The following is a 24073-nucleotide window of genomic DNA, read 5'->3' as shown; positions in this document are numbered from 1 at the left end:
CGACCGCGCCGGAACGACGCAGCGAACGTCACTTGCGTGCTGCAACGATACGAAACTTGATCACCACTTCATCGGCGACCACCGATGTGTCTTTCCATTCGCCGGTGCCGACATCGAACTGCGAACGTTTGATCGGCAGTGCGCCGTCGAAGGTCTGCGTCGCGCCCTGCTGGGTGACCGTCACCGGCACCACCACCGTCTGCGATTTGCCCTTGATGGTCAGCTTGCCGGTCACCTTGAACTGATTGCCGCCGGCCGGCGCAATCGCGCTCGACACGAAGGTCGCGGCCGGATACGCCCTCGCGTCAAACCAGTCCTTGCCGCGCACCTGCTCGTTGTAGCTTTCGTCGCCGAGATCGTAGCTGGCGACGTCGATCGTGATCTGCGCGCCGCCTTCGGTCGGCTTGGCCGGATCGAACTTCAGTTGCGCGGTGAATTTGCCGAACTTGCCTTCCACCGGCACGTTCATCTGCTTCGAAGTGGCCGTCACCGCGCTCTTCGCGACGTCGACCTGGGCGAGCGCGCTGCCGGCCGCGGTGAGCGAGGCCGCTGCGAACGCGGCGAACATGTAGCGATAAAACGAGACTTTCATGGTTATCCTTATTTGATGAAAGGGAGCATGCGCGACAACAGGCCGTCGCGGTCCAGCCATTGATGCTTGAGCGCCGCCGCCACGTGCAGTGCGACCAGTACGAGGAGCGCGTAGTTCAGCACGATGTGCACGCTCTTCAACAGTTCCTTGAGATGCGGGTCCGGCGCGATCAGGCGCGGCAGCGGGATCAGCCCGAGGTACACCACCGGCACATTGGCCGCGGAGCTATACAGATAGCCCGATACGGGAATCACGATCATCAGCACGTACAGCAGCAGATGCGTGAGATGCGCGGCGGCGCGCTGCCAGGCCGGCATACGGCGCGGCATCGGCGGCGCCCCATACATGGCGCGCCACAGAATGCGCAGCACGGCGAGCACGAACACCGTCACGCCAATCCATTTGTGCCAGGAAAAGTAGCGCAGCTTGGTCGGCGTGAAGCCGGGGATATCCGTCATCACCCAACCGAGTGCGAAGCCGCACACGATCAGCAACGCGATCAGCCAGTGAAAGGTGATGGCGGTCCGCGTGTACGACTCCCGGCCGCCGAAAGAAGGATTGAGTGCCATGACAGGTCAACGCTAGAGAGAGGTTAACGGCGCAGCCGGCCCTGCTATTCCCTGCTGTCTGCGCAGACTGGATCGGCCCATGCGATTTGACGAGGGGCGCGGCACACGCCAAGGCCGCCATGCTACCCCAAGCGGAAAAAGCTGGCTGCCGTTGCAAGGAACGGGCCGTCGCCACCCATTTTCATGCGACGGGGCCGGCATTGAACAACGAGCGCCGGAGGCTGTCAGAGCCATATTAGATTTCATGTAAGACAAATTCAAATGCCCGCGCAGCCGGGCTCACGGCCGTATCGGGCGCAGCGGTCGGCGCGGCCGCGAGGCGCGTTTGGTACTATTGCTCCACACTTTCGCCATGCCCACCTTGACAACCGGCATTGCACGCCTCCCTCACGTCGTTAGCCCTTGTGCCGTATGGAACATGACAACCTGATTGCGTGCCATGAGTGCGATACGCTGTTCCGCAAGCCACCGCTTGTCGGTCGTACGGTCGCGCGCTGTCCGCGCTGCGGCGCGACGCTCTATCGCGGCGTCTCCCGCAAGCTCGACAGCATCTGCGCGATGACTCTCGGCGCGCTGATCACCTTTCTGATCGCCCAGGGATTCCCGATCGTCGAACTGGAAACCAACGGCATCACCTCGCAGACCACGCTGTTCGGCGCACTCATCGCGCTATGGGGCGAGGACATGCAGATCGTCGCGGTCATGGTGTTCTGTTCGACCATCCTGTTTCCGCTGACCGAACTGGTCGCGCTGCTCTATGTGCTGATCCCGCTGCGCGCCGGTTATGTGCCGCCCGCATTCAACCGGGTGTTGCGCGCGATTCAATTCGTGCGCCCGTGGGGCATGATCGAAGTGTTCATGCTCGGCGTGCTGATTACGATTGTGAAGATGGTGAGTCTCGCCCGCGTGATTCCCGAAGCGGCGCTGTTCGCGTTCGGCGCGTTGACGCTGATGTTCGCGGTGGTCGTCACCTTCGACCCGCGCATTCTGTGGGATCTCGCCGACGAAATGAACGGCCACGATCGGCGTCCGCTGCCGCGCACCGCGGCCGATAGCGCGGCAGTCGCCGTCAATATCGTGGAGGCGCCGCCCGCGCCCTCCACGGGTGAGGCCGGCGCGCCGCCGGCGCCGCATCAGGGGTGAGCGCACGATGAAATACGTCACCGCGAAGCGCGCGGGCCTCGTCTCCTGCCACGCGTGCGGACGGGTCGAGCCGCGCATCCGCTCCGTCGAGCCGCAGCATTGCAGCCGTTGCGGCGCGGTGCTGCACCGGCGCAATCCCGACAGCCTGATGCGCACCTGGGCGCTATTGATCGCGGCGGCCTTGCTGTATATTCCCGCGAATCTGTTGCCGGTGATGCACACCTCGTCGCTGCTCGGGTCCGAAGACGACACCATCATGAGCGGCGTCGTCTATTTCTGGACCTCGGGCGACTGGCCGCTGGCGGTGATCGTGTTCGTCGCCAGCATCATGGTGCCGATGCTCAAGCTCAGCGTGCTGGTGCTGCTCACCGTCACGGCGCAGCGCCGCTCGCGCTGGCGGCCGGAGCAGCGCACCACGCTGTACCGGATGGTCGAACGGATCGGGCGCTGGTCGATGCTCGACGTGTTCGTCGTCACGCTAACGGTCGCGCTGGTGCGCTTCAAGTCGCTGGCCGTGATCACAGCCGGACCGGGCGCCATCGCTTTCGGTTCCGTGGTGATTCTGACCATGATGGCATCCATGCAATTCGATCCACGGCTCATCTGGGACAACGTGGAAGGCAGTACTCAAAAACCTCAGGACCGCGACCATGACTAGCCCGCAAGGACCGACGCCCGCCTCCGATGCGCCGCGCAACGATTCGAACGGACCCACGCTACCGCCCCAATTGCCAGACCCCGACATCGAGCCGCGCAGCCGCTGGCTGCCCTCGCTGGTCTGGGTGATTCCGCTGATCGCCGCGCTGATCGGCGTCGCGCTCGTGATCAAGTCGGTGACCGAACGAGGCCCGACCATCACCATCAGTTTCGTCAGCGCCGAAGGGCTCGAGCCCGGCAAGACCAAGGTCAAGTACAAGGACGTCGACGTCGGCGCGGTGAAGACCATCACGCTGTCGAGGGATCTGTCGCACGTGCTGGTTCAGGTGCAGCTTACGAAGGAAGCCGAAGATTTCGCGGTGAAAGATTCGCGCTTCTGGGTGGTGCGGCCGCGGGTGGGCGCGAGCGGTGTGTCGGGGCTCAGCACGCTGCTGTCGGGCGCGTACATCGGCGCGGACGCCGGCCATTCGCCGGACGGCGAGTCGCGCTTCGTCGGGCTCGAAACGCCGCCGCCCGTTACCGGCAACCAGAAAGGCCACCAGTTCGTGCTGCACGGCGATTCGCTCGGTTCGATCGACATCGGCTCGCCGATTTTCTACCGGCGCGTGCAGGTCGGCCAGGTGGTCGGTTTCTCGCTCGACAAGGACGGCACCGGCGTGACAATGCAAGTGTTCGTGGCCGCGCCGTTCGACCAGTACGTCGGCACCAACTCGCGCTGGTGGCATGCGAGCGGCGTCGACTTGCGGCTCGATTCGAGCGGCTTCAAGCTGAACACCCAGTCGCTCGCGACCGTGATCGTCGGCGGCCTGTCGTTCCAGTCGCCGCCGGGCCAGGGCGTGGGCGCGCAGGCGCCGAACAACACGACCTTCCGCCTCGGCTCCGACGAAGCGGACGCGATGCGCGAACCGGACGGCGTGCCGCTGCGCGTGGTGATGAACTTCAACCAGTCGCTGCGCGGGCTATCCGTCGGCGCGCCGGTCGATTTCCGGGGCATCGTGCTCGGCCAGGTGACCAACATCGGCATCGACTACGAACCGAAGACGCGTACCTTCACGATGCCCGTGACGATGAACCTGTACCCCGACCGTCTCGGCAGGCGCTTCCGCGAATCGGCGCCGACGCCAGGCAGCCTGGCTGGGCAGAACCTGCTGCAACAGCTCGTCAAGCATGGGCTGCGTGGCCAGTTGCGTACCGGCAACCTGATCACGAGCCAGTTGTATGTGGCGCTGGATATTTTCCCGAAGGCGCCGCCGGCCACGATCGACGTGACGGGTGATCAGCTCGAGTTGCCGACTATTCCTAACACGCTCGACGAACTGCAACTGCAAGTCGCCGACATTGCGAAGAAGCTCGACAAGGTGCCGTTCGACCAGATCGGGATGAATCTGAGCAGCGCGCTGAAGAACGCCGACCAGCTGTTCGCGCGGCTCGACAAGGAAGTCGTGCCGCAGGCGCGCGACACCCTGGCGGCGGCGAAGCAGACGTTCGGTTCGGCCGAGGCGGCCTTGCAGCAGGATTCGCCGTTGCAGTCGGATGTTCATCAGGCGTTGCAGGAACTGACGCGCACGTTGCAGTCGCTGAATGCGCTGTCGGACTATCTGGAGCGTCATCCAGAATCGCTGTTGCGCGGTAAATCAGGAGATAAACCATGATGTTTGCCCGGCTCCCCCGCCCGCTGCGCGGGCTCGCGCGCGGCGCTGCCTATGTTGGCGCTCTGGCCGGACTGATGACGATGGCGGCGTGTTCGTCGCCGGCTAGCCGGTTTTATACGCTCAGCGATGGTGGCGCTTCTGCTGCTTCAGTTGCGTCCGCTTCTGCTGGGGCGCTGGTTAGCGCGCGGACTTCGGGTGCGCCGGCGTGGCTGATCGAAGTCGCGCCGATCGACGTGCCGCCTCAAGTGGCCAAGACTCAGTTCGTCGTGCAGACGGGACCGACGCAGGTCCAGGTGCTGGAGCAGGAGCGTTGGGCCTCGCTGCCGGGCGATGAGATTCGTCGTGCGTTGTCGACTGGCCTCACGCAGCAGTTGGACACGATCGACGTGTATGGCACCGCTTATCCGGATAGCGTGCCTGTCTATCGGGTCAGCGTGAATGTGCAACGGTTCGAGTCATGGCCGGGATCGCATGCGTTGCTCGACGCTGTCTGGAGCGTACGGGCCGTACGCAGTACTGCTGTGATGACTTGCCGGGGTGTTGTTAGTGAGCCGGTTGGCGGTGGCTATGACGCTCTGGTGAGCGGGCATCGGTTGGCGTTGCGGCAGATGTCTTTGCAGATTGCTGCTGGGGTGAAGGCGATGGCTGCTTCTGCCACGCAGGGGAAGGCCAGTTCCGCTAGCAAGGGGACTGTTACTGCTCCGGCTGTGCCTGCTTGTCCTTCTGTTGTTGGTACTACTGGTTAAGGTTTTGTTTTGCCTTTGGCGGCGGCAATTGTGGTTTGCCTGCGGCGGTGGTCTTTGCTTGATTATTTGCCTTCGCGACGGTTCTTATGGCTGTTTGCCTACGGCGTTGGTCTTGGCTTACCAGAAGAAAAAAACATGCCATATCCTTCTACCTAACGACCACCAGCGCCGCAGGCAAAACAAGAAAATGTTCACCTCCATCCAAAGATTCATAAAAAAATGGCGTGCATCCCGCGACAGCGGCCACCAGCTAGACGCGCTGCTAGCGATCGCTGACAAGACCGCGCCATACCCTGACCGCAGCGAGTGGCTGATAGAGCTCGCGCATTGGATCCGCCGCGGGGGCGCCGTCCAACCGGCCGCATCCAGCACAACCTCCGACTCCGCCTCCGATTCGCGCTCGATCCCAGCGCACACCCGCATCCGTTACCTGCTCCACGTCCTCGACCGCAACCCCACGTGGAAGGCCAACGTCGCCGGCATCCTCCGCGCGCTGCTGCGCGAAAGCGACAGCCTCTCGCTCCTCTGCGACGCGGGCATGCCGGTCCACTCGGGCTTCTTCGGCGCGCTGTTCGAACGGTTCGAGGCATCGCTGATTCCGCCCGCGCCCAACCGGCGCGATCTCACCGCAATCGTCAGGCTGATGTTCAACTCCGAGCGCGACGCGCAGTGGATCGACGCCCTCCCCACCGATCTGCTCACCCGCATCCGCGCCCTCTTCGACGACGAGCAAGACGAAAACGAGCCGCACGAAACCACGCCGTTCTCACTCGACCTGCTGGCCGCGCTGCACAACCTCACCTGCCAGATCAGCTCCACCGGCCTGTCGCAAACCGTGCGCAGCCGCCTCGGCGAAGTCGACGTCCGCGATGCCGGCGATGTGCGCGTCGCCATGGAAAAGCAGCCGTTCTACCGCCTCACACGCGCGATGCTCGCAGTCGAAGCCGCGCATCAGGCCGTCGTCGAAGGCGCGTCGCAAGACAGGCTGCTGCATGAGGTCAACTATCTGCGGCTGCTCCTCGACGAATGCCGCAGCGCCACCGACAACGTCTTCGCACACCTCTACCGCAACGGCGTCAGCGTCGATATCGTGTTCCAGGTCGAGCGGATGCGCATGCGCATCGTGCGCGCGGAGCTTCTGCTCAACGCATGGATGGCACAGGACGATCCGCACGCCGGCGCGCGTCTGACCGCCGAACTGGTGAACGCGAATCATGCGAGCCAAAGCGTCGCCCACCTGGTGCGCAGCAATTTCTCGCTGCTCGCGCGCAAGGTCGTCGAATACAGCGCCGACACCGGCGAGCACTACATCGCGCGCGATCGCGCCGAGTACCTGAAGATGCTGCGCATGGCGGCCGGCGGCGGACTCGTCACCGTCGTCACGGTGTGTGTGAAGTTCGCGATCACCGGCGCGCATCTGCAATCGATCTTCGAGGGCCTGCTGGCCGGCATCAACTACACAGCCAGCTTCCTTCTGATGCACTTCCTGCACTTCTCGCTCGCTACCAAGCAGCCGGCGATGACCGCGCCCACCCTCGCCCGCGAACTCGACGGGACCGGCACGCCCGCAGGCGTGGACAGCTTCGTGAGTTCGGTGACCGCGCTGATCCGCACGCAAGCGGCAGCCGTGCTCGGCAACGTCCTGCTGGTGTTCCCCGTGTGCCTCGGCGTGCAATTGCTGTGGCACATGCTGTTCCACGCCAACCTCATTTCGCCGGAGAAAGCCCACGCTACCTTGCAATCGTTCGCGCTGCTCGGACCGACGCCGCTCTACGCGGCGCTGACCGGCGTGCTGCTGTGGTCGTCGAGCCTGCTCGCAGGCTGGACGGACAACTGGTTCGTCCTGCATCGCGTAGCCGATGCGCTCGCCTACAACCGGCGTCTGCGCATGACGCTCGGCGTGGCCGGCGCCGCCCGCCTCGCGCAGTTCTGTCGCTCGAACGTGGCAGGCGTGGCGGGCAATATCACGCTCGGCCTGATGCTCGGTCTCGTGCCCGCGATCATCACTGCCTTCGCGTTCGCTTTTGAAGTGCGCCACGTCACGCTCAGCGCCGGCTCCATCGGTGTCGCGCTCGGCGTGCTCGGCAAAGACACGTTGAAGTTGCCTGAGCTCTGGTGGGCGGTCGCGGGCGTCGGCAGCATGGCGATCCTGAACGTGGCCGTGAGCTTCGCGCTTGCCTTCTACATGGCGGTGAAATCGCGCGATTTGCGGCGCAAGACGGTGCGCTCGCTGCGCGGCGCGATCTGGCAGCGCGTATTCCAGCGTCCGCTCGAACTGGTGTGGCCGGTACGCGCCCGGGCGCTTCACCCCGACCGCGTACAATAGCGCCTTATCCAACGCCTTCCGGCAACCTCAATGTCCTTCGACTTCTTCCTTCCCTGTCCGCGCGGCCTCGAAACCTCGCTCGCCGCCGAACTCGCCGAAATTGCCGCGAAACATCTGCACGGCGCGCCGTTCACAGCCGGCCCACAAGTGCCGGGCGGCGTGCACTTCCGCGGGGGCTGGGCTGCCGGCATGGCCGCCAACCTGCATTCGCGCCTCGCGAGCCGCGTGCTGCTGAAAATCGCGCATCGCCCGTACCGCAGCGAGCAGGACATCTACGCGCTCGCGCTCGAACAGCGTTGGGAACAGTGGTTCTCCGCAAACGAAACGCTGCGCGTCGACGTGACGGCGATCAAATCGCCGCTGCGCAGCCTCGAATTCGCGACGCTGCGCGTCAAGGACGCGATCTGCGACCGTCTGCGCGAAGTCAGCGGCGCGCGTCCGAGCGTCGACACCGCTATGCCCGACGTGCGCGTGTTTGCCTTCCTCACCGCCACCGATTGCACGCTCTACCTCGACACCTCCGGCGATCCGCTCTTCAAGCGCGGCTGGCGTCTCGACAAGGGCGCGGCGCCGCTGCGCGAGAACCTCGCGGCGGGCATCCTGCGCCTGACCGGCTGGAGCGCCGGCACGCCGCTCTACGACCCGATGTGCGGCAGCGGCACGTTCCTCGCGGAAGCCGCGCAGGTCGCGCTGAATATCGCGCCAGGAGCCGAACGCCGCTTCGGCTTCGAAAAGCTCAAGCAATACGAAGCAAAGACGTGGCAAACGCTGAAGGCCGCCGCGCTGGATGCCAAGCTCGCCGCCCGCAGCTCGCGCGCCGATCTGCAGATCTTCGGCAGCGACATTTCCGGCGACATGCTGGACAAAGCACGCGCGAACTTCCAGCGCGCCGGCCTGCCGTCCATTCCGCTCAAACAGGTCGACGCGCGCGGCATGACCGCGCCGTCGCCGGAGCCGGGCATTCTCGTCGCGAATCCGCCGTATGGCGAGCGGATCGAAGTGCGTGGCCGCAACGCACGCGGCGAACTCCGCGAAGGCCGAGGCAACCGCGAAGACCGTGAAGACGACGGTTTCCGCCGCGCCCAGGAAGAAACGCCGGACAGCGAATTTTTCCAGTTGTTCGGCGACGCGCTGAAACAGCGCTTCACCGGCTGGCATGCGTTCATTCTCACGTCGGATCGCAAGCTGCCTGGCCAGTTGCGTCTGCGCGAGTCGACCAAAACGCCGCTCTTCAATGGCGCGCTCGAATGCCGGCTGTTCCGCTTCGACCTGATCGCGGGCAGCGTCCGGCAGCGGCCGCAGAACGACACGCCGGCAGCTTGAGCCGGTAGCGCAACAGCCTTGATGAGAAGCCGCGGACCCAACAGGTCCGCGGCTTTTTTTGCGTCTGGGCGGGCTCGCGTCTATTCGCACTTCCGCCACGCCCTACTGACACTACGCTGTCAGTAGCCCCCCTGCACACTCCTTCTCACGCCATCCGGCGCTTTACACGGCTTACCCGTCATCCATAGGAGAGTGACATGTCCGCATCATCCAAAGTTGTTGCATGGTTCGAGATTCCGTCGATCGATTTCGACCGCGCCGTTCGTTTTTACGAAACCGCGCTCGACGTCAAACTGAATCGCGAGGAAATCGGCGGCCAGCCGATCGCGATTTTCGGCTACGAAGAGCCGGCCACTGGCGGCGCGATTGTCCACAGCCCGTCGATGACGCCGACCGACGACGGCGTGCTCGTCTACCTGAACGCGCAACCTACCGTCGACGCCACGCTCGCCCGCGTCGAACAGGCCGGCGGCAAGGTGGACGGACCGGTGATCAAGCTGCCGCAGGACATCGGCTACATCGCGTTCTTCACCGATACGGAAGGCAACCGCCTGGGTCTGCATTCGCGGACCAACGGTTAAACGGCCCGGCGGCGACAGCGGTCAATCGTCAGCCGGTCCGAATGCGAATGCCGACCGGAGCACGGCATGCGGCGCTATCATCGTGGGACTGTCCCCGTTCTTTTCTACAAGACGCCCTCGATGACGCGCCGCGCCGACCGCCTGTTCCAGATCGCCGAATTGCTGCGCGGCCGGCGTCTGACCACCGCGCAACAACTCGCCGACTGGCTCAACATTTCGCTACGCACGGTCTATCGCGACGTGCGCGATCTGCAACTCTCCGGCGTGCCGATCGAAGGCGAAGCCGGTATTGGCTACCGGCTGAGCCGCGCGGCGAGCTTGCCGCCGCTCACCTTCACCGCCGATGAGCTGGCCGCGCTCGCAGCCGGCGCACGAATGCTCGAATCATGGGGCGGCGCCGGCTTTGCGAGCGGCGCGCGCGGCGCGTTGGCGAAGATCGCCTCGGCGATGCCCGCCGACAAACGCGCGACGCTCGAACGGCTGGCGATTTTCGCACCGTCGTTTCACATCAAAGCGGATTTTTCCGCGAAGGTGGATGCGCTGCATCGAGCGATCGACGGCCGTCAGGTAGTGAGCTTCGCTTACACCGACGTCAACGGCGCGGCCACCGAGCGGCACGTATGGCCGCTGGCGCTCGCCTATTGGGGCGCGCACTGGACGCTGGGCGCGTGGTGCGAATTACGCAGCGACTTCCGGAATTTCGGTCTGGAGAAGATCCAGAATCTCCAGTTGCTCGAACAGTATCCGGACCAGGAAGACCGGCGGCTGGCGGATTGGTTGCGGCACGTACGCGCGAAGCCGCGATAAGGATTTTCTCTTGCAGCGGGCGCAACGCTTCACGCATGCAGTTGGGACGCACAAAAGCGGATCACGGCCCGCCACCTCGCAGGCCGTGATCCGCCGGGATGCCGAAGCGCGTTACTCCACCGACTTCACCATATCCTCGATCACCTTCTTCGCGTCGCCAAACACCATCATCGTCTTGTCCATGTAGAACAGGTCGTTGTCGAGACCGGCGTAGCCCGCTGCCATCGACCGCTTGTTCACGATCACTGTGCGAGCTTTATAAGCCTCGATGATCGGCATGCCGGCAATCGGCGATTTCGGATCGTTCTTCGCCGCCGGGTTCACCACGTCGTTCGCGCCGAGCACCAGCACCACGTCGACCTGGCCGAACTCGCCGTTGATGTCGTCCATTTCGAACACCATGTCGTACGGCACTTCGGCTTCCGCGAGCAGCACGTTCATGTGCCCCGGCATCCGCCCGGCCACCGGGTGAATCGCGTACTTCACCTCGATGCCCTTCTCGACCAGCTTGTCGGTGAGCTCCTTCAGCGCATGCTGCGCGCGCGCCACCGCCAACCCATACCCGGGCACGATCACCACGGTTTCGGCGTTGCCGAGCATGAACGACGCATCGTCGGCCGAACCGGATTTCACCGGCCGCTGCTCCGCCGCGCCGCCTGCCGCGGCCGCGCCCGGCTCGTTGCCGAAGCCGCCGAGCAGCACGTTGAAGAACGAGCGGTTCATCGCCTTACACATGATGTACGACAGGATCGCACCCGACGAGCCCACCAGCGAACCCGCGATGATCAGCATCGGATTGTTCAGCGAAAAACCGATGCCCGCCGCCGCCCAGCCCGAGTACGAATTGAGCATCGACACCACCACCGGCATATCCGCGCCGCCGATCGGGATGATGATCAGCACCCCGAGCGCGAACGCGATCGCCGTCATGATGATGAACGGCAGCCACGACTGCGTGAGGAAGAAGATCACGCCGAAGCCGAGCATGCCGATCGCGAGCATCAGGTTGATCAGATGCTGGCCACCGTACACGACCGGCGCGCCCTGGAAGAGCCGGAACTTGTACTTGCCCGAGAGCTTGCCGAACGCGATCACCGAACCGGAGAACGTAATCGCGCCGACGAACGTGCCGATGAACAGTTCGACGCGATTGCCATACGGCAGGAAGCCCGGCACCGGATTCTCCGGATCGACGAGCCCGAACGCCGACGGCTCCGACACCACCGCATACGCGATGCACACCGCCGCAAGACCGATCAGCGAGTGCATCGCCGCGACCAGTTCCGGCATCTTGGTCATCTCGACGCGCGCCGCGACGAACGCGCCGACCGCGCCGCCGATCACCAGCGCGACCAGCAGCAGGCCGAGCCCGAGGCCAAGATTCGAGCCGAGCCCGGCAGCCTGTTTGGTGATCAGCACGAGGGTCGTGAGGATCGCGATCGCCATCCCGACCATGCCGAAAGTGTTGCCGATGCGCGCCGTCTTCGGATTCGACAGCCCCTTGAGCGCCTGGATGAAGCAGACCGACGCGACCAGATAAAGCAGCGTGACGACGTTCAGACTCATTACGCGTTCTCCTTGCTGGCTGCGGGGAGCTTCTTCGGCTCTTTCTTGCGGAACATCTCCAGCATTCGCCTTGTCACGAGGAATCCGCCGAATACGTTGACCGCCGCGAGCGCGACGGCCAGCGTGCCGAAGAACTTGCCTGGCGTGCCCAGCGTAAGACCGGTCGCCAGCATCGCGCCGACGATCACGATCGCCGAGATCGCATTGGTCACAGCCATCAGCGGCGTATGCAGCGCAGGCGTGACGTTCCAGACGACGTGGTAGCCGACGTAGATCGCCAGCACGAAGATGATCAGGTTGATCACGGTGTGGTTGATGACTTCCATTCCTCTCTCTCCTTTGTCGACCAGAGTTAGCGCTTTAGCGCTTACTCTGGTCCCATGCAACATCGTTGCTAGGCCTTGCGCGCGACTTCGCCGTTGCGGGCCAGCAGCGTGGCCGCGACGATGTCGTCCGCGAGATCGATGTTCAGGGCGCCTTCCTTCGTGATGATCAGCTTGAGGAAGTCGAGCAGGTTGCGTGCGTAGAGGGACGACGCGTCGGCGGGCACCATCGAGGCCAGATTCGTGTAACCGAGGATCTGCACGCCGTGTCGGGTGACAACCTGGTCCGCTTCGGTGAGCGGGCAGTTGCCGCCGCGCCGGCCTTCGTACTCGGCGCCGCGTCCTGCCGCGAGGTCCACCAGCACGGAGCCCGGCTTCATCGCCTGGACGGTTTCGACCGAGATCAGCGTCGGCGCGGCGCGGCCCGGGATCAAGGCGGTCGAGATCACCACGTCGGCCTGCTTCGCGCGTTCGTGGACCAGTGCCGACTGGCGTTGCAGCCAGCCAGGCGGCATCGGCCGCGCATAACCGCCGACGCCCTGCGCGGCTTCACGCTCCTCGTCGGTTTCATAAGGCACGTCGAGAAACTTGGCGCCGAGCGATTCGATCTGCTCCTTGACCGCCGGACGCACATCCGAGGCTTCGATCACCGCGCCCAGGCGCTTGGCGGTCGCGATCGCCTGCAAGCCGGCCACGCCCGCGCCGAGAATCAGCACACGCGCGGCTTTCACGGTCCCGGCGGCGGTCATCAGCATCGGCATGAAGCGCGGGTAAAGGGTGGCCGCCAGCAGCACCGCCTTGTAGCCGGCGATGTTCGCCTGCGACGACAGCACGTCGAGGCTCTGCGCGCGCGTCGTGCGCGGCGCGGCTTCGAGCGCGAACGCAGTCACGCCCGCGGCGGCGAGCTTCAACGCGTTTTCGGCGTTGAAAGGATCGAGCATGCCGACCAGCGTCGCGCCGCGCTTCAGAAGCGGCAGCTCGGCATCGGTTGGGGACTGCACTTTGAGGACGATATCCGCGCCGAACGCGGTCGCCCCATCGACGATTTCCGCACCGGCGGCTGTAAAGGCATCGTCAGGGAAGCTTGCGCCGGTGCCGGCGCCGCTCTGGATCGTGACCCGATGGCCCTGGGTCACATACTTCTTGACCGTTTCGGGCGTCGCGGCGACGCGGGTTTCGTGCGCGCGCGTCTCGGCTGGCACTCCGATGTGCATCGTTGTTCCTCCTCGACTTCCTGTTTTACGACAGATCCGCCGACGAGGCACGCCGGCTTGCAATTGCCACGGCTAACGCGTCACTTTAACCGAAACTGTGGGGTGCGCCGAAATCGGGGACAATCCGGGGGTCCCAGCCCTGCGGGACGGCTTGCAGGCCGCCGTCCCTACTTGCGGCCCGCCCGCTGCCCGCTGCCCGCTGCCCGCTGCCCGCTGCCCGTTGCCCGCTGCCCGTCGCCCGTCGCCCGTTGCCCGTTGCCCGCTGCCCGTCGCCCGTTGCCCGTTGCCCGTTGCCCGTTGCCCGCTGCCGGTCACCCGCTGCCGATCGCCCGCCGCCGGTCGCCCGCCTCCCGGCAGCCCTGGCCCATAGGCGGTAAAATGCGCACCCATGAAACCGGAAACCTGGACGCCGCACGTCACCGTCGCGGCTATCGTCGAGTGTGACGGGCGCTTTCTCGTGGTCGAGGAACAAACCGTCGACGGCCTGCGGCTGAACCAGCCCGCCGGCCATCTGGAAGCGGGTGAAACGCTTCTGGAAGCGGTCAGCCGCGAAACGCTCGAGGAAACCGCCCATCCGTTCACGCCCGAGGCGCTGGTGGGCATGTATATGACGCATGTCGTGCGGCCGGGCCGCGAGGGCGTGACGTATCTGCGCTTCACCTATTGCGGCAAGAACGGCGAGCAGCAAGCGGATCGCGCGCTCGACCCCGACATTGTCCGCACGCTGTGGATGGGCGCCGAAGAATTGCGCGCATGTCCCGAACGGCATCGCACGCCGCTCGTCATGCAATGTATCGACGATTACCTCGCGGGCCGGCGTTTCCCGCTCGACTTCGTGCACACGCATTCGGTCGGGCCCAAATGGCCAATGAGCGGCCAATGAACGGCCAATGAACGGCCACTAACCGATCAATGAAGTCAGGCAGTACGCAGTGAGCATCTTATGAGCAAGCAAAAAGTCGTAGTAGGCATGTCGGGCGGCGTCGATTCGTCGGTCACCGCGTGGCTGCTGAAGGAACAAGGCTACGACGTGGTCGGCCTGTTCATGAAAAACTGGGAAGACGACGACGACAGCGAGTACTGCTCGACGCGGCAGGACTGGATCGACGTCGTCTCGGTGGCGGACCTGATCGGTATCGACGTCGAAGCGGTCAACTTCGCCGCGCAATACAAGGACCGCGTGTTTGCCGAATTCCTGCGCGAATACTCGGCCGGCCGCACGCCGAATCCGGACGTGCTGTGCAACGCCGAAATCAAGTTCAAGGCTTTCCTCGACCACGCGATGTCGCTCGGCGCGCAAACCATCGCGACCGGCCACTATGCGCGCGTGCGCGAGAACAACGGCCGCTTCGAACTGCTGAAGGCCTTCGATCACACGAAGGACCAGTCGTACTTCCTGCACCGGCTGAATCAGGCGCAGTTGTCGAAGACGCTGTTTCCGCTCGGCGAGATTCCGAAAACCAAAGTGCGCGAAATCGCCGAGCAGATCGGCCTGCCGAATGCGAAGAAAAAAGATTCGACCGGCATCTGCTTCATCGGCGAGCGGCCGTTCCGCGACTTCCTGAACCGCTACCTGCCGACTCAACCCGGCCCGATGAAAACCACCGACGGCAACGTGGTCGGCGAACACATCGGTCTCGCGTTCTACACGTTCGGCCAACGCAAGGGCATCGGCCTCGGCGGCAGCAAGGACGGCAGCGGCGAACCGTGGTTCGTGGCCGGCAAGGATATTCCGTCGAACACGCTGTATGTCGCGCAAGGCCATGATCATCCATGGCTGCTGAGCCATACGCTCTCAGCGGGCAATACGAGCTGGGTCGCGGGTGAACCGCCGGCTGAAGGTTTCGCGTGCGGCGCGAAAACCCGCTATCGCCAGGCCGACGCGCCCTGCACGTTCAGTGCGGCGGCTAGTGCGGCGGCCGGGGTGGCAGGCGCCGCCGACGCTCTGTTCGAACTGAATTTCGACGCCGCGCAATGGGCTGTCACACCGGGGCAATCGGCGGTGCTCTACGATGGCGACGTCTGTCTGGGCGGCGGCATCATCGAGCACGCGATGACCGGCCAGCCGGTGGTGCGCCAGCCGCAAAAGGCGGCGCTGCTGACGGCCCGCTAGAGAACGAGTTTCACCGTGCCGCGGCGCTCGCCGCCGCGGCACGCGCTTCACCCGCAAGCTTCATCTCGAGCCGCAGCATCACCATAAAAAAGCAGTTGTTGCTACCTTTCGCTGCGGATTCCGTCTGCGCGCAAGCGTTGACGATCGCTCCGTGACGACCTTCACTGCACTGGAGTCCCCATGTTTTCTCGACGTTATCTGGCGATGTGGTGCGCAGTCGCGCTGCTCGCAGTGTGCGCGGCGCTCGCCGCGACACATCGCATTTCATGGTTCTGGATCATCGTGCCGGTGGCGCTCGTCGCGCTCGGCCTTTTCGATCTGACGCAGGAACGCCACGCGATTCTGCGCAACTATCCGCTGTGGGGGCACTTCCGTTTCCTGTTCGAATTCATCCGCCCGGAAATCCGCCAGTATTTCGTCGAAGACGATACCGACGAGAAACCGTTCTCGCGCGCGCAACGCAGCATCGTCTATCAGCGCGCCAAGAACGACGTCGACAGCCGACCGTACGGTACCGAACTCGACGTCAAAGCCGTCGCGCACGAATGGATCAGCCACTCGCTCGCGCCGACCACGCTCGACGGTCATGACTTTCGCGTCGTCGTTGGACCGGACCGAGCGCAGCCTTACTCGATGTCGATTTTCAACGTATCCGCGATGAGCTTCGGCTCGCTCTCGGCTAACGCGATCATGGCGCTGAACCTGGGCGCGAAAAAAGGCAACTTCGCGCACGACACCGGCGAAGGTTCGATGTCGAAATATCACCGGGAGCATGGCGGCGACATCATCTGGGAAATCGCGTCGGGCTACTTCGGCTGCCGCAACGACGACGGCACCTTCAGCGCGAAGAAGTTCGCGAAGCAGGCCGCCGAGCCGCAAGTGAAAATGATCGAAGTGAAGCTCTCGCAAGGCGCGAAGCCCGGTCACGGCGGCGTGCTGCCGGCCGCGAAGATCACGCCGGAGATCGCCGAGACGCGCGGCGTGCCGATGGGCCGCGATTGCATCTCGCCCGCCACGCACGCCGAGTTCTCGACGCCGCGCGGCCTGCTCGAATTCGTCGACCGTTTGCGCACCCTCTCCGGCGGCAAGCCGACCGGCTTCAAGCTGTGCATCGGGCATCCGTGGGAATTTTTCGGCATCGCGAAGGCGATGCTGGAGACGGGCATCCTGCCGGACTTCATCGTGGTCGACGGCGCCGAAGGCGGCACGGGCGCCGCGCCGCTGGAATTCACCGATCACGTCGGCGTGCCGTTGCAGGAAGGACTGCTGCTGGTGCACAACACGCTGGTCGGCATCGGCTTGCGCCAGCGCATTCGCATCGGCGCGAGCGGCAAGATGATCACCGCGTTCGACATCACCAGGACGCTGGCGATCGGCGCCGACTGGGTCAACGCGGCGCGCGGCTTCATGTTCGCGGTTGGCTGCATCCAGGCGCAAACCTGCCACACCGGCCGCTGCCCGACCGGCGTGGCGACGCAGGACCCGGTGCGCCAACGCGCGCTCGTCGTGCCGGACAAGGCCGAGCGCGTGTTCAACTTCCATCACAACACGCTGCATGCGCTGAAAGAAATCATTCAGGCCGCGGGGCTGAAGCACCCGGCGGAACTGCGTGCGCATCACATCGTGCGGCGCGTGTCGTCGCATGAGGTCCAGTTGATGTCGGAGCTGTTGAAGTATCTCGAACCGGACGATCTGCTCAACGGCCGCTATCGCTATTCGTTGTACGAGAAGTGGTGGCCGGTGGCGCGCAGCGATTCGTTTGCGCCGAAGATGGACCTGGCTGCGACGTAATCCGGTTGTGGCGGCGATCGGCCGGCGAGCCGATCGCCACAAAGTCCTGGGCGTTGACGACGCCGGGCCGCGTTGTGCGGCCCTTCGGCGTTTGATGACCACCGCGGAGCTCGTCTGCCCCCGCAAAACGGACACCCCCCTCCCTTTCCGTTAAAATCTACGGTTTAGCACTTCGCTCCACGGCCGCCCCGCGCGCTTCGGCGCTTTGCGGCGCGGCCCTATGCCCGAAAGGCACTTCATGCTCACGTTTCAGCAAATCATCCTGACACTGCAGTCCTACTGGGACAAGCAGGGTTGCGCGTTGCTCCAGCCGATCGACATGGAAGTCGGCGCGGGCACGTCCCACGTCCACACCTTCCTGCGCGCGATCGGTCCGGAACCGTGGCGAGCAGCCTATGTGCAGCCGTCGCGCCGTCCCAAGGACGGTCGCTATGGCGAGAACCCGAACCGCCTGCAGCATTACTATCAATACCAGGTGGTGCTCAAGCCCGCGCCGGAAAACATCCTCGACCTGTACCTCGGCTCGCTCGAAGCGCTCGGCTTCGACCTGAAGCAGAACGACGTCCGCTTCGTCGAGGACGACTGGGAAAACCCGACGCTCGGCGCGTGGGGCCTCGGCTGGGAAGTGTGGCTGAACGGCATGGAAGTGACCCAGTTCACCTACTTCCAACAGGTCGGCGGCCTGGATTGCAGGCCGGTGCTCGGCGAAATCACCTACGGTCTCGAACGTCTCGCGATGTACCTGCAGAAGGTCGAAAACGTCTACGACCTGGTCTGGACCGAATGGGAAGAGCAAGGCCCGAACGGCCCGGAACTCCGTCGTCTGACTTACGGCGACGTGTATCACCAGAACGAGGTCGAACAGTCGACCTACAACTTCGAGTACGCGAACGTCGAGTTGCTGTTCTCGATCTTCAACAGCTACGAAGCGGAAGCGAAGCGCATGATCGATGCGCAGATCGCGCTGCCCGCCTATGAACTCGTGCTGAAGGCCGGCCATACCTTCAACCTGCTCGACGCGCGCGGCGCGATTTCCGTCACGGAACGCGCGGCGTATATCGGCCGCATCCGTGCGCTGTCGAAGCTGGTCGCGCAGGCTTACTACGATTCGCGCGAAAAGCTCGGCTTCCCGATGCTCGGCAATCCGGTGCACGGCGTGCCCGGCCTCACCACCGACGCACAGGATGCCGCGATGCCCGCATGGGCGCCGCCGCTGAAAGTCGAACGCAAGATCGACCAGGACTGACGAGAACACCTAGAAATGACTCATCCCCATCAAGCTACCCTGCTCGTCGAACTGCTGACCGAAGAACTGCCGCCGAAGGCGCTCGCGCGTCTCGGCGACGCGTTCGCCGAAGGCATTGCACAGCGCCTCGCGGCGCGCGATCTGATCGAAGGCGAACTGTCGTTCGAACGTTATGCAACGCCGCGCCGCCTCGCGGTCACGATCAGGAATGTGCGCGCGGTTGCGCCGGAAAAACACGTGCGCGAAAAAGTGCTGCCGGTTTCGGTCGCACTGGACAAGGACGGCCAGCCCACCGCGCCGCTCGCCAAAAAACTGGCCGCACTCGGTTTCCCCGATTTTTCGGTGAGCGACCTGGAGCGCGCTCCGGACGGTAAGGCTGAAGCCTTCTTCCTGCGCTATGCCGCACCGGGCGCGACGCTCGCCGAAGGCCTGCAAAGCGCGCTCGACGAAGCACTCGCCGTATCGAAGCTGCCGATCCCGAAAGTGATGACGTATCAGCGTCCGGACGGCACCAACATCCAGTTCGTGCGCCCGGCGCAACGTCTGACGGTGCTGCATGGCGACCAGGTCGTGCCGGTCACGGCGCTCGGCATCGACGCCGACGACACCACGCTCGGCCACCGCTTCCTGTCCGAAGGCTTCGTGCAGATCCAGCACGCGGATGCGTACGCCGAGACGCTGATGCACAAGGGTCGCGTGGTCGCGAATTTCGCCCACCGCAAGGAAACCATCCGCACGCATCTGCTCGCGCAAGCCAACGGCGATCAGGTGGTGATGCCCGAAGCGCTGCTGGACGAAGTGACGTCGCTGGTCGAATGGCCGGTGGTCTACGCCTGCCGTTTCGAGGACGAATTCCTGCAAGTGCCGCAGGAATGCCTGATCCTCACCATGCAGACGAACCAGAAATATTTCGCGCTGACGGACGCGAACGGCAAGCTGCGCTCGCGCTTCCTGATCGTGTCGAACATCGAAACGGCGACGCCGGGCGATATCGTCGAAGGCAATGAGCGCGTGGTGCGTCCGCGTCTGGCCGACGCCAAGTTCTTCTTCGAGCAGGACAAGAAGAAGCCGCTCGCCGAGCGCGTGCCGCAGCTTGCAAACGTCGTGTATCACAACAAGCTGGGTTCGGCGCTGCAACGCGTCGAGCGTGTGGAAGGGCTGGCTGGCGCGATCGCCTCGCTGATCGGCGCCGATGTCGCGCTCGCCAGGCGCGCCGCGCGTCTCGCCAAGGCCGATCTGATCACCGACATGGTCGGCGAATTCCCCGAGCTGCAAGGCACGATGGGCACGTACTACGCGCGCCACGACGGCGAGCCGGAAGAAGTCGCGCTCGCGTGCTCGGAACACTACCAGCCGCGTTTCTCCGGCGACGCCTTGCCCACCACCCCAACCGGAACGGTTGTCGCGCTGGCGGACAAGCTCGAAACGCTGGTCGGCATCTGGGGCATCGGCCTGCAACCCTCCGGCGAAAAAGATCCGTTCGCGCTGCGCCGTCACGCGCTCGGCGTGCTGCGGATTCTGGTCGAAAAGCAGTTGCCGGTCGATCTGGTCGAACTGCTGCGCACCGCCTACGCGCAATTCGCCGCGGCACCGAACGTCGCCGATTCGACGCCGGCGATCTACGAGTTCTGCATGGACCGTCTGCGCGGCTTGCTGCGTGAGCGCGGCTATGCGGTGGGCGAAATCGACGCGGTGCTGGCCCTGAACCCGACACGCCTCGACGAGATCGTGGCACGTCTGGACGCAGTGCGCGAATTCACGACGCTGGCTGAAGCGGCGTCGCTCGCGGCAGCCAACAAGCGCATTTCGAACATCCTGAAGAAGTCGGACGGCATCACGACGAGCGGCGGCGTGCAGGTCGCGCTGCTGACCGAGACGGCGGAAAAAGCCTTGCACGCGCAGCTCGAACAGGTGGCGCCGCATGTGCAGTCGCAACTCGCCGCACACGATTACACCGGCGCCTTGACGGCGCTTGCCGCCTTGCGCGAACCGGTCGACACGTTCTTCAACGACGTGATGGTCAACGTCGAAGACCCGGCGTTGCGCGCCAACCGTCTGGCCTTGCTCGGCACGCTGCATCAGCAGATGAATTGCGTCGCCGACATTTCCCGACTCGCTGCCTGAGCCCCGCGCCATGCCGATCAAGAAAGTGGTGATCCTCGACCGCGACGGCGTGATCAACGTCGATTCCGACGCGTTCATCAAGTCGCCGGACGAATGGGTCGCACTGCCCGGCTCGCTCGAAGCGATCGCACGGCTGAACCAGGCCGGTTATCGTGTCGCGATCGCGACGAACCAGTCGGGCATCGGGCGCGGTTTGTTCGACATGAACGCGCTCAATGCGATGCATCTGAAGATGCACCGGTTGGCGGCAGCGGTCGGCGGGCGCATCGACGCGGTGTTCTTCTGTCCGCACACGGCTGAAGACCATTGCGAATGCCGCAAGCCGAAGCCCGGCATGCTGAAGATGATCACCGAGCGCTTCGAAGTCTTGCCGGAGCATACGCCGGTGGTCGGCGATGCGATGCGCGATCTGCAAGCGGGCGCAGTGCTCGGACATCCGGTTCATCTGGTGCTGACCGGCAAAGGCCGCAAAACGCTCGAGGCCGGCGGCCTGCCCGACGGCACACGCGTGCACGACGATCTGCGCGCGTTCGCGCTCGACTTCCTCTCCGACGCTCACGAGTGACGCGCAGCGAGCGCGTCCCCAACCCACACTGACCACGCCGATGCGCTTCATTCGTTCTTTGCTGCTGCTGATCTACTTCGTCCTGTTCACGGTGCCGTACGCGATCGCGTGCTTCGTCGCGTTTCCGTTCATGCGCGCCGACAGCCGCTACTGGATGGCCGCCGGCTGGTGCCGCGCCACGCTCAAGACGGTGCGCTGGCTGAACGGTATCCGCTACCACGTCGAAGGTTACGAGAACCTGCCCGACGGTCCGGCCGTGCTGCTGTCGAAGCATCAATCGGCATGGGAAACGCTGGCGTTTCCGGCGCTGATGCCGCGGCCGCTGTGCTACGTATTCAAGCGCGAGCTGCTGTATGTGCCGTTCTTCGGCTGGGCGCTCGGCATGCTGAAGATGGTTCACATCGATCGCAAGGAAGGCAAGTACGCGTTCGAATCGGTCATCAAGCAAGGCAAGGCGCGAATGGCCGAGGGCGCGTGGGTCATCATGTTTCCGGAAGGCACGCGCACGCCGACCGGCAAGCAGGGCAAGTACAAAACCGGCGGTGCGCGTTTTGCGATTGCCAGCGGCGCGCCGGTCGTGCCGATCGCGCACAACGCGGGACGTGTGTGGCCGCGCAACTCGTTTCTCAAATATGCGGGTATAGTCACAGTGTCGATCGGCAAGCCGATCCAGACGACGGGGCTCACGCCCGATGAAGTGAACACGCGCGTCGAACAGTGGATCGAAGCTGAAATGCGCCGTATCGATCCTACTGCGTACCGCGCGGCGGAAAGCAGTTCCGCCGCCGCACCAATCTGACGCGCCCGCGCCCTCGAAGGCGCATTTGCGCGAAGCCGAATCCGATGCAGAAGTCTCCTACGCCGCAGCCCGCTGCGGCGCTCGATAGCCGGCAACTCGATCTCCCGCTCTTCGTCGAGCCGGGTTCGACGTCGTCGTTCCCTTCACCGTCCGCGCCTTTGTCCGGCTCTCCTGCGGACTCGCAGACCGGGCAGCCGCCGGTCGTGCCGCTCGCGCCGGATGGCAGCAAGCTGCGCAGCCTGACACTCGGCTCGCGCACGCTGCACTACCAGCTCAAGCGCTCTGCACGCCGCTCGATCGGCTTTGCGATCGACAGCAGCGGCCTGATGATTACCGCACCACGCTGGGTCACGCTCGCCGATATCGAAACCGCAATCACCGAAAAGCAGCGCTGGATTTTTGCGAAGCTGATCGAATGGCAGACGCGCGTCGAACAGCGTGCGTTGCCGAAGGTCGATTGGAAAGATGGCGCGGAAGTGCCGTATCTCGGCCAGCCTGTGCGCGTGAAGCTCGGTTCGCCGCAAGGCACCCTCGCCTTCAACGCGGACGAAGCGGCGCTCGCTCTGCCGCTGCCGTTGCAGGCCGACCCGCAGCAGATCAAGGATCGCGTGCAAGGTTGGCTGCAAGGCGAAGCAAAGCGTCTGTTCGGTGAGCGGCTGGCGATCTACGCGGACAAGCTCGGCGTCAACTATCGCGCGTATGCGCTCTCCTCGGCGGCTACGCGTTGGGGCAGTTGTTCGAGCGACGGCAAGATCCGCCTGAACTGGCGGCTGATTCACTTCCCGCTGTCGATCATCGATTACGTCGTCGCACACGAACTCGCGCATCTGCGCGAGATGAATCACAGCCCGCGCTTCTGGCAAACGGTCGAATCGATTTTTCCGGAATTCCGCGAGGCGCGGCAGACGTTGAAGTCACATCCGCCGGAGTTGCTGCCGACGCTTTAATGCGCTGGCGCTCCACATTGATGCGTCGGCTTCTGAAACCCGCGGCCTCATGCCGCGCAGAAGGTTTCCTGCAGATGGCGCCACGTCACCTTGCCTTGCGCGTCGATGTCCATCACTGCAGTCGAGCGCCGCACGTTAGCGTTGCCCGCACTATCGCGCTGATATTCACAATACTTCACCACCGCGCCCGACGGATACTCCGTCACGATCTCCCTATCGCGGATCGTGATCTGTGAGCCGGGGCGCGCACCACGGAGCTTCGTGAGCGTCTCGCGCACGCCTGCGAGATCCAGTACGACGCCTGACGGCATGACCAGCGTGAACTGCGGCGCGAAGCGCGCCATGATCCGCTCCAGCGCGCCGGCATCCGCCGAGCCGTCGAACAACGCCTGAAACTCGACGTGGATATGTTCCAGTTCTTCGAAGTAGGGATTGCTGTTGTTCATTGCCTGAATCCTCACCCCGCCGCGTGCGTTATTTTTTCTTCTGGATGAACTCGATCTTGTAGCCGTCCGGATCGGTGACGAAAGCAATCACGGTCGTGCCGTGCTTCATCGGACCGGCTTCGCGCACAACCGTGCCGCCCTGAGCCTTGATCTTGTCGCACGCGGCGTACGCGTCTTCGACTTCGACAGCGAGGTGTCCGAAGCCGGTGCCGAGGTCGTACGATGGCGTGTCCCAGTTGTGCGTCAATTCGATGACAGTGCCGTTACGTTCGTCTTCATAGCCGACGAACGCGAGCGTGAACTTGCCGTCCGGATAGTCTTCGCGGCGCAGTAATTTCATACCGAGCAGTTCGGTGTAGAACACGATCGAGCGGTCCAGGTCGCCGACCCGGAGCATGGTGTGAAGCAGGCGCATTGTGTATTCCCTGTTGCGTAACGTCGAGAACGTCAATGTAACCGGAATCGCGCTTCGCTGCAGAGTGCGGAACTCGCCGCACGCGGCTATGAAATCGGCTTCGCTGTGACCGGCGTGTTGCTGCTGGT

23 protein-coding genes are annotated in these 24073 nt (G+C 64.2%); 16 read left to right on the top strand and 7 right to left on the bottom strand.

Annotation, left to right across the window (positions count from 1 at the left end):
* Positions 1-28 precede the first annotated feature (28 nt).
* Positions 29-592: a YceI family protein gene (locus DLM46_RS21850; RefSeq protein WP_115103768.1), complete on the bottom strand. Its 564-nt coding sequence runs from the start codon at positions 590-592 to the stop codon at positions 29-31.
* A gap of 8 nt (positions 593-600) precedes the next feature.
* Positions 601-1161 carry a cytochrome b gene (locus DLM46_RS21845; protein ID WP_115103767.1) on the bottom strand — a complete coding sequence of 187 codons (561 nt, stop codon included), beginning with the start codon at positions 1159-1161 and terminating at the stop codon, positions 601-603.
* A 411-nt stretch (positions 1162-1572) separates the two neighbouring features.
* Between DLM46_RS21845 and DLM46_RS21840 the strand changes: the two genes are divergently transcribed.
* The 8 genes from DLM46_RS21840 to DLM46_RS21805 all read left to right on the top strand — a co-directional run bounded on the left by DLM46_RS21840 (position 1573) and on the right by DLM46_RS21805 (position 10396).
* Positions 1573-2304 carry a paraquat-inducible protein A gene (locus DLM46_RS21840; RefSeq protein WP_115103766.1) on the top strand — a complete coding sequence of 244 codons (732 nt, stop codon included), beginning with the start codon at positions 1573-1575 and terminating at the stop codon, positions 2302-2304.
* A 7-nt stretch (positions 2305-2311) separates the two neighbouring features.
* Positions 2312-2962: a paraquat-inducible protein A gene (locus DLM46_RS21835; protein WP_115103765.1), complete on the top strand. Its 651-nt coding sequence runs from the start codon at positions 2312-2314 to the stop codon at positions 2960-2962.
* A complete protein-coding gene (locus DLM46_RS21830) occupies positions 2955-4613 on the top strand; it encodes a PqiB family protein (protein WP_115103764.1) in 1659 nt (552 codons plus the stop codon). The genes DLM46_RS21835 and DLM46_RS21830 overlap by 8 nt, the downstream gene beginning before the upstream one ends.
* Entirely contained in the window at positions 4610-5359 is a 750-nt protein-coding gene (locus tag DLM46_RS21825) for a PqiC family protein (RefSeq protein WP_115103763.1), read from the top strand. Before DLM46_RS21830 ends, DLM46_RS21825 begins: the two co-directional genes overlap by 4 nt.
* A gap of 187 nt (positions 5360-5546) precedes the next feature.
* Positions 5547-7685, top strand: coding sequence for a site-specific recombinase (locus DLM46_RS21820; protein ID WP_115103762.1), 2139 nt, complete (start codon positions 5547-5549; stop codon positions 7683-7685).
* Between the two features lie 30 nt (positions 7686-7715).
* Positions 7716-9008: a THUMP domain-containing class I SAM-dependent RNA methyltransferase gene (locus tag DLM46_RS21815; RefSeq protein ID WP_115103761.1), complete on the top strand. Its 1293-nt coding sequence runs from the start codon at positions 7716-7718 to the stop codon at positions 9006-9008.
* Between the two features lie 197 nt (positions 9009-9205).
* The gene (locus tag DLM46_RS21810; RefSeq protein ID WP_115103760.1) at positions 9206-9589 is read left to right on the top strand and encodes a VOC family protein; all 384 of its coding nucleotides are present in this window, start codon (positions 9206-9208) and stop codon (positions 9587-9589) included.
* A 66-nt stretch (positions 9590-9655) separates the two neighbouring features.
* Positions 9656-10396 (top strand): helix-turn-helix transcriptional regulator, encoded by a 741-nt coding sequence (locus DLM46_RS21805; RefSeq protein ID WP_115103758.1) that lies wholly within the window; start codon positions 9656-9658, stop codon positions 10394-10396.
* Positions 10397-10507: 111 nt separating this feature from the next.
* On the opposite strand, the gene DLM46_RS21800 is transcribed toward DLM46_RS21805, so the two are convergent.
* From DLM46_RS21800 to DLM46_RS21790, 3 genes are all read right to left on the bottom strand, one after another.
* Positions 10508-11962, bottom strand: coding sequence for an NAD(P)(+) transhydrogenase (Re/Si-specific) subunit beta (locus tag DLM46_RS21800; protein ID WP_115103756.1), 1455 nt, complete (start codon positions 11960-11962; stop codon positions 10508-10510).
* Positions 11962-12288 (bottom strand): NAD(P) transhydrogenase subunit alpha part 2, encoded by a 327-nt coding sequence (locus DLM46_RS21795; RefSeq protein ID WP_115103753.1) that lies wholly within the window; start codon positions 12286-12288, stop codon positions 11962-11964. The genes DLM46_RS21800 and DLM46_RS21795 overlap by 1 nt, the downstream gene beginning before the upstream one ends.
* A gap of 68 nt (positions 12289-12356) precedes the next feature.
* Positions 12357-13499, bottom strand: coding sequence for a Re/Si-specific NAD(P)(+) transhydrogenase subunit alpha (locus DLM46_RS21790; protein ID WP_115103751.1), 1143 nt, complete (start codon positions 13497-13499; stop codon positions 12357-12359).
* Positions 13500-13887: 388 nt separating this feature from the next.
* Between DLM46_RS21790 and DLM46_RS21785 the strand changes: the two genes are divergently transcribed.
* The 8 genes from DLM46_RS21785 to DLM46_RS21750 all read left to right on the top strand — a co-directional run bounded on the left by DLM46_RS21785 (position 13888) and on the right by DLM46_RS21750 (position 23084).
* Positions 13888-14382, top strand: coding sequence for an NUDIX hydrolase (locus tag DLM46_RS21785; RefSeq protein WP_115103749.1), 495 nt, complete (start codon positions 13888-13890; stop codon positions 14380-14382).
* 60 nt (positions 14383-14442) lie between these two features.
* Positions 14443-15612 carry a tRNA 2-thiouridine(34) synthase MnmA gene (gene mnmA, locus DLM46_RS21780; RefSeq protein ID WP_115103747.1) on the top strand — a complete coding sequence of 390 codons (1170 nt, stop codon included), beginning with the start codon at positions 14443-14445 and terminating at the stop codon, positions 15610-15612.
* A 180-nt stretch (positions 15613-15792) separates the two neighbouring features.
* Positions 15793-17403 (top strand): FMN-binding glutamate synthase family protein, encoded by a 1611-nt coding sequence (locus DLM46_RS21775; protein WP_115103745.1) that lies wholly within the window; start codon positions 15793-15795, stop codon positions 17401-17403.
* 238 nt (positions 17404-17641) lie between these two features.
* On the top strand, positions 17642-18649 hold the full coding sequence (gene glyQ / locus DLM46_RS21770) for a glycine--tRNA ligase subunit alpha (protein WP_115103931.1): 1008 nt from the start codon (positions 17642-17644) through the stop codon (positions 18647-18649).
* Positions 18650-18664: 15 nt separating this feature from the next.
* A complete protein-coding gene (gene glyS, locus DLM46_RS21765) occupies positions 18665-20773 on the top strand; it encodes a glycine--tRNA ligase subunit beta (RefSeq protein ID WP_115103743.1) in 2109 nt (702 codons plus the stop codon).
* 10 nt (positions 20774-20783) lie between these two features.
* Entirely contained in the window at positions 20784-21338 is a 555-nt protein-coding gene (gmhB, locus tag DLM46_RS21760; protein ID WP_115103740.1) for a D-glycero-beta-D-manno-heptose 1,7-bisphosphate 7-phosphatase, read from the top strand.
* Positions 21339-21378: 40 nt separating this feature from the next.
* Positions 21379-22137 carry a lysophospholipid acyltransferase family protein gene (locus tag DLM46_RS21755; protein WP_115103738.1) on the top strand — a complete coding sequence of 253 codons (759 nt, stop codon included), beginning with the start codon at positions 21379-21381 and terminating at the stop codon, positions 22135-22137.
* Positions 22138-22181: 44 nt separating this feature from the next.
* Positions 22182-23084, top strand: coding sequence for a M48 family metallopeptidase (locus DLM46_RS21750; RefSeq protein WP_115103735.1), 903 nt, complete (start codon positions 22182-22184; stop codon positions 23082-23084).
* A 47-nt stretch (positions 23085-23131) separates the two neighbouring features.
* Here the strand turns inward: DLM46_RS21750 and DLM46_RS21745 are convergent, their stop codons facing one another.
* The gene (locus DLM46_RS21745; RefSeq protein WP_115103732.1) at positions 23132-23530 is read right to left on the bottom strand and encodes a hypothetical protein; all 399 of its coding nucleotides are present in this window, start codon (positions 23528-23530) and stop codon (positions 23132-23134) included.
* A gap of 28 nt (positions 23531-23558) precedes the next feature.
* Positions 23559-23945, bottom strand: coding sequence for a lactoylglutathione lyase (gene gloA / locus DLM46_RS21740; protein WP_115103730.1), 387 nt, complete (start codon positions 23943-23945; stop codon positions 23559-23561).
* Positions 23946-24073 lie beyond the last annotated feature (128 nt).

It is taken from the genome of Paraburkholderia lacunae, assembly GCF_003353175.1.
Lineage (GTDB): Bacteria > Pseudomonadota > Gammaproteobacteria > Burkholderiales > Burkholderiaceae > Paraburkholderia > Paraburkholderia lacunae.
This window is presented reverse-complemented; position numbering and strand designations above follow the sequence as displayed.

Bases quoted from the DNA above. Each gene is read 5' to 3' on its own strand.
- mnmA (WP_115103747.1), top strand. From the start codon at position 14,443: ATGAGCAAGCAAAAAGTCGTAGTAGGCATGTCGGGCGGCGTCGATTCG.
- DLM46_RS21850 (WP_115103768.1), bottom strand. From the start codon at position 592: ATGAAAGTCTCGTTTTATCGCTACATGTTCGCCGCGTTCGCAGCGGCC.
- gloA (WP_115103730.1), bottom strand. From the start codon at position 23,945: ATGCGCCTGCTTCACACCATGCTCCGGGTCGGCGACCTGGACCGCTCG.
- DLM46_RS21845 (WP_115103767.1), bottom strand. From the start codon at position 1,161: ATGGCACTCAATCCTTCTTTCGGCGGCCGGGAGTCGTACACGCGGACC.
- DLM46_RS21785 (WP_115103749.1), top strand. From the start codon at position 13,888: ATGAAACCGGAAACCTGGACGCCGCACGTCACCGTCGCGGCTATCGTC.
- DLM46_RS21775 (WP_115103745.1), top strand. From the start codon at position 15,793: ATGTTTTCTCGACGTTATCTGGCGATGTGGTGCGCAGTCGCGCTGCTC.
- DLM46_RS21795 (WP_115103753.1), bottom strand. From the start codon at position 12,288: ATGGAAGTCATCAACCACACCGTGATCAACCTGATCATCTTCGTGCTG.
- glyQ (WP_115103931.1), top strand. From the start codon at position 17,642: ATGCTCACGTTTCAGCAAATCATCCTGACACTGCAGTCCTACTGGGAC.
- DLM46_RS21825 (WP_115103763.1), top strand. From the start codon at position 4,610: ATGATGTTTGCCCGGCTCCCCCGCCCGCTGCGCGGGCTCGCGCGCGGC.
- DLM46_RS21755 (WP_115103738.1), top strand. From the start codon at position 21,379: ATGCGCTTCATTCGTTCTTTGCTGCTGCTGATCTACTTCGTCCTGTTC.
- DLM46_RS21800 (WP_115103756.1), bottom strand. From the start codon at position 11,962: ATGAGTCTGAACGTCGTCACGCTGCTTTATCTGGTCGCGTCGGTCTGC.
- DLM46_RS21815 (WP_115103761.1), top strand. From the start codon at position 7,716: ATGTCCTTCGACTTCTTCCTTCCCTGTCCGCGCGGCCTCGAAACCTCG.
- DLM46_RS21810 (WP_115103760.1), top strand. From the start codon at position 9,206: ATGTCCGCATCATCCAAAGTTGTTGCATGGTTCGAGATTCCGTCGATC.
- DLM46_RS21750 (WP_115103735.1), top strand. From the start codon at position 22,182: ATGCAGAAGTCTCCTACGCCGCAGCCCGCTGCGGCGCTCGATAGCCGG.
- DLM46_RS21835 (WP_115103765.1), top strand. From the start codon at position 2,312: ATGAAATACGTCACCGCGAAGCGCGCGGGCCTCGTCTCCTGCCACGCG.
- DLM46_RS21820 (WP_115103762.1), top strand. From the start codon at position 5,547: ATGTTCACCTCCATCCAAAGATTCATAAAAAAATGGCGTGCATCCCGC.
- DLM46_RS21790 (WP_115103751.1), bottom strand. From the start codon at position 13,499: ATGCACATCGGAGTGCCAGCCGAGACGCGCGCGCACGAAACCCGCGTC.
- DLM46_RS21805 (WP_115103758.1), top strand. From the start codon at position 9,656: ATGCGGCGCTATCATCGTGGGACTGTCCCCGTTCTTTTCTACAAGACG.
- DLM46_RS21745 (WP_115103732.1), bottom strand. From the start codon at position 23,530: ATGAACAACAGCAATCCCTACTTCGAAGAACTGGAACATATCCACGTC.
- DLM46_RS21840 (WP_115103766.1), top strand. From the start codon at position 1,573: ATGGAACATGACAACCTGATTGCGTGCCATGAGTGCGATACGCTGTTC.
- gmhB (WP_115103740.1), top strand. From the start codon at position 20,784: ATGCCGATCAAGAAAGTGGTGATCCTCGACCGCGACGGCGTGATCAAC.
- DLM46_RS21830 (WP_115103764.1), top strand. From the start codon at position 2,955: ATGACTAGCCCGCAAGGACCGACGCCCGCCTCCGATGCGCCGCGCAAC.
- glyS (WP_115103743.1), top strand. From the start codon at position 18,665: ATGACTCATCCCCATCAAGCTACCCTGCTCGTCGAACTGCTGACCGAA.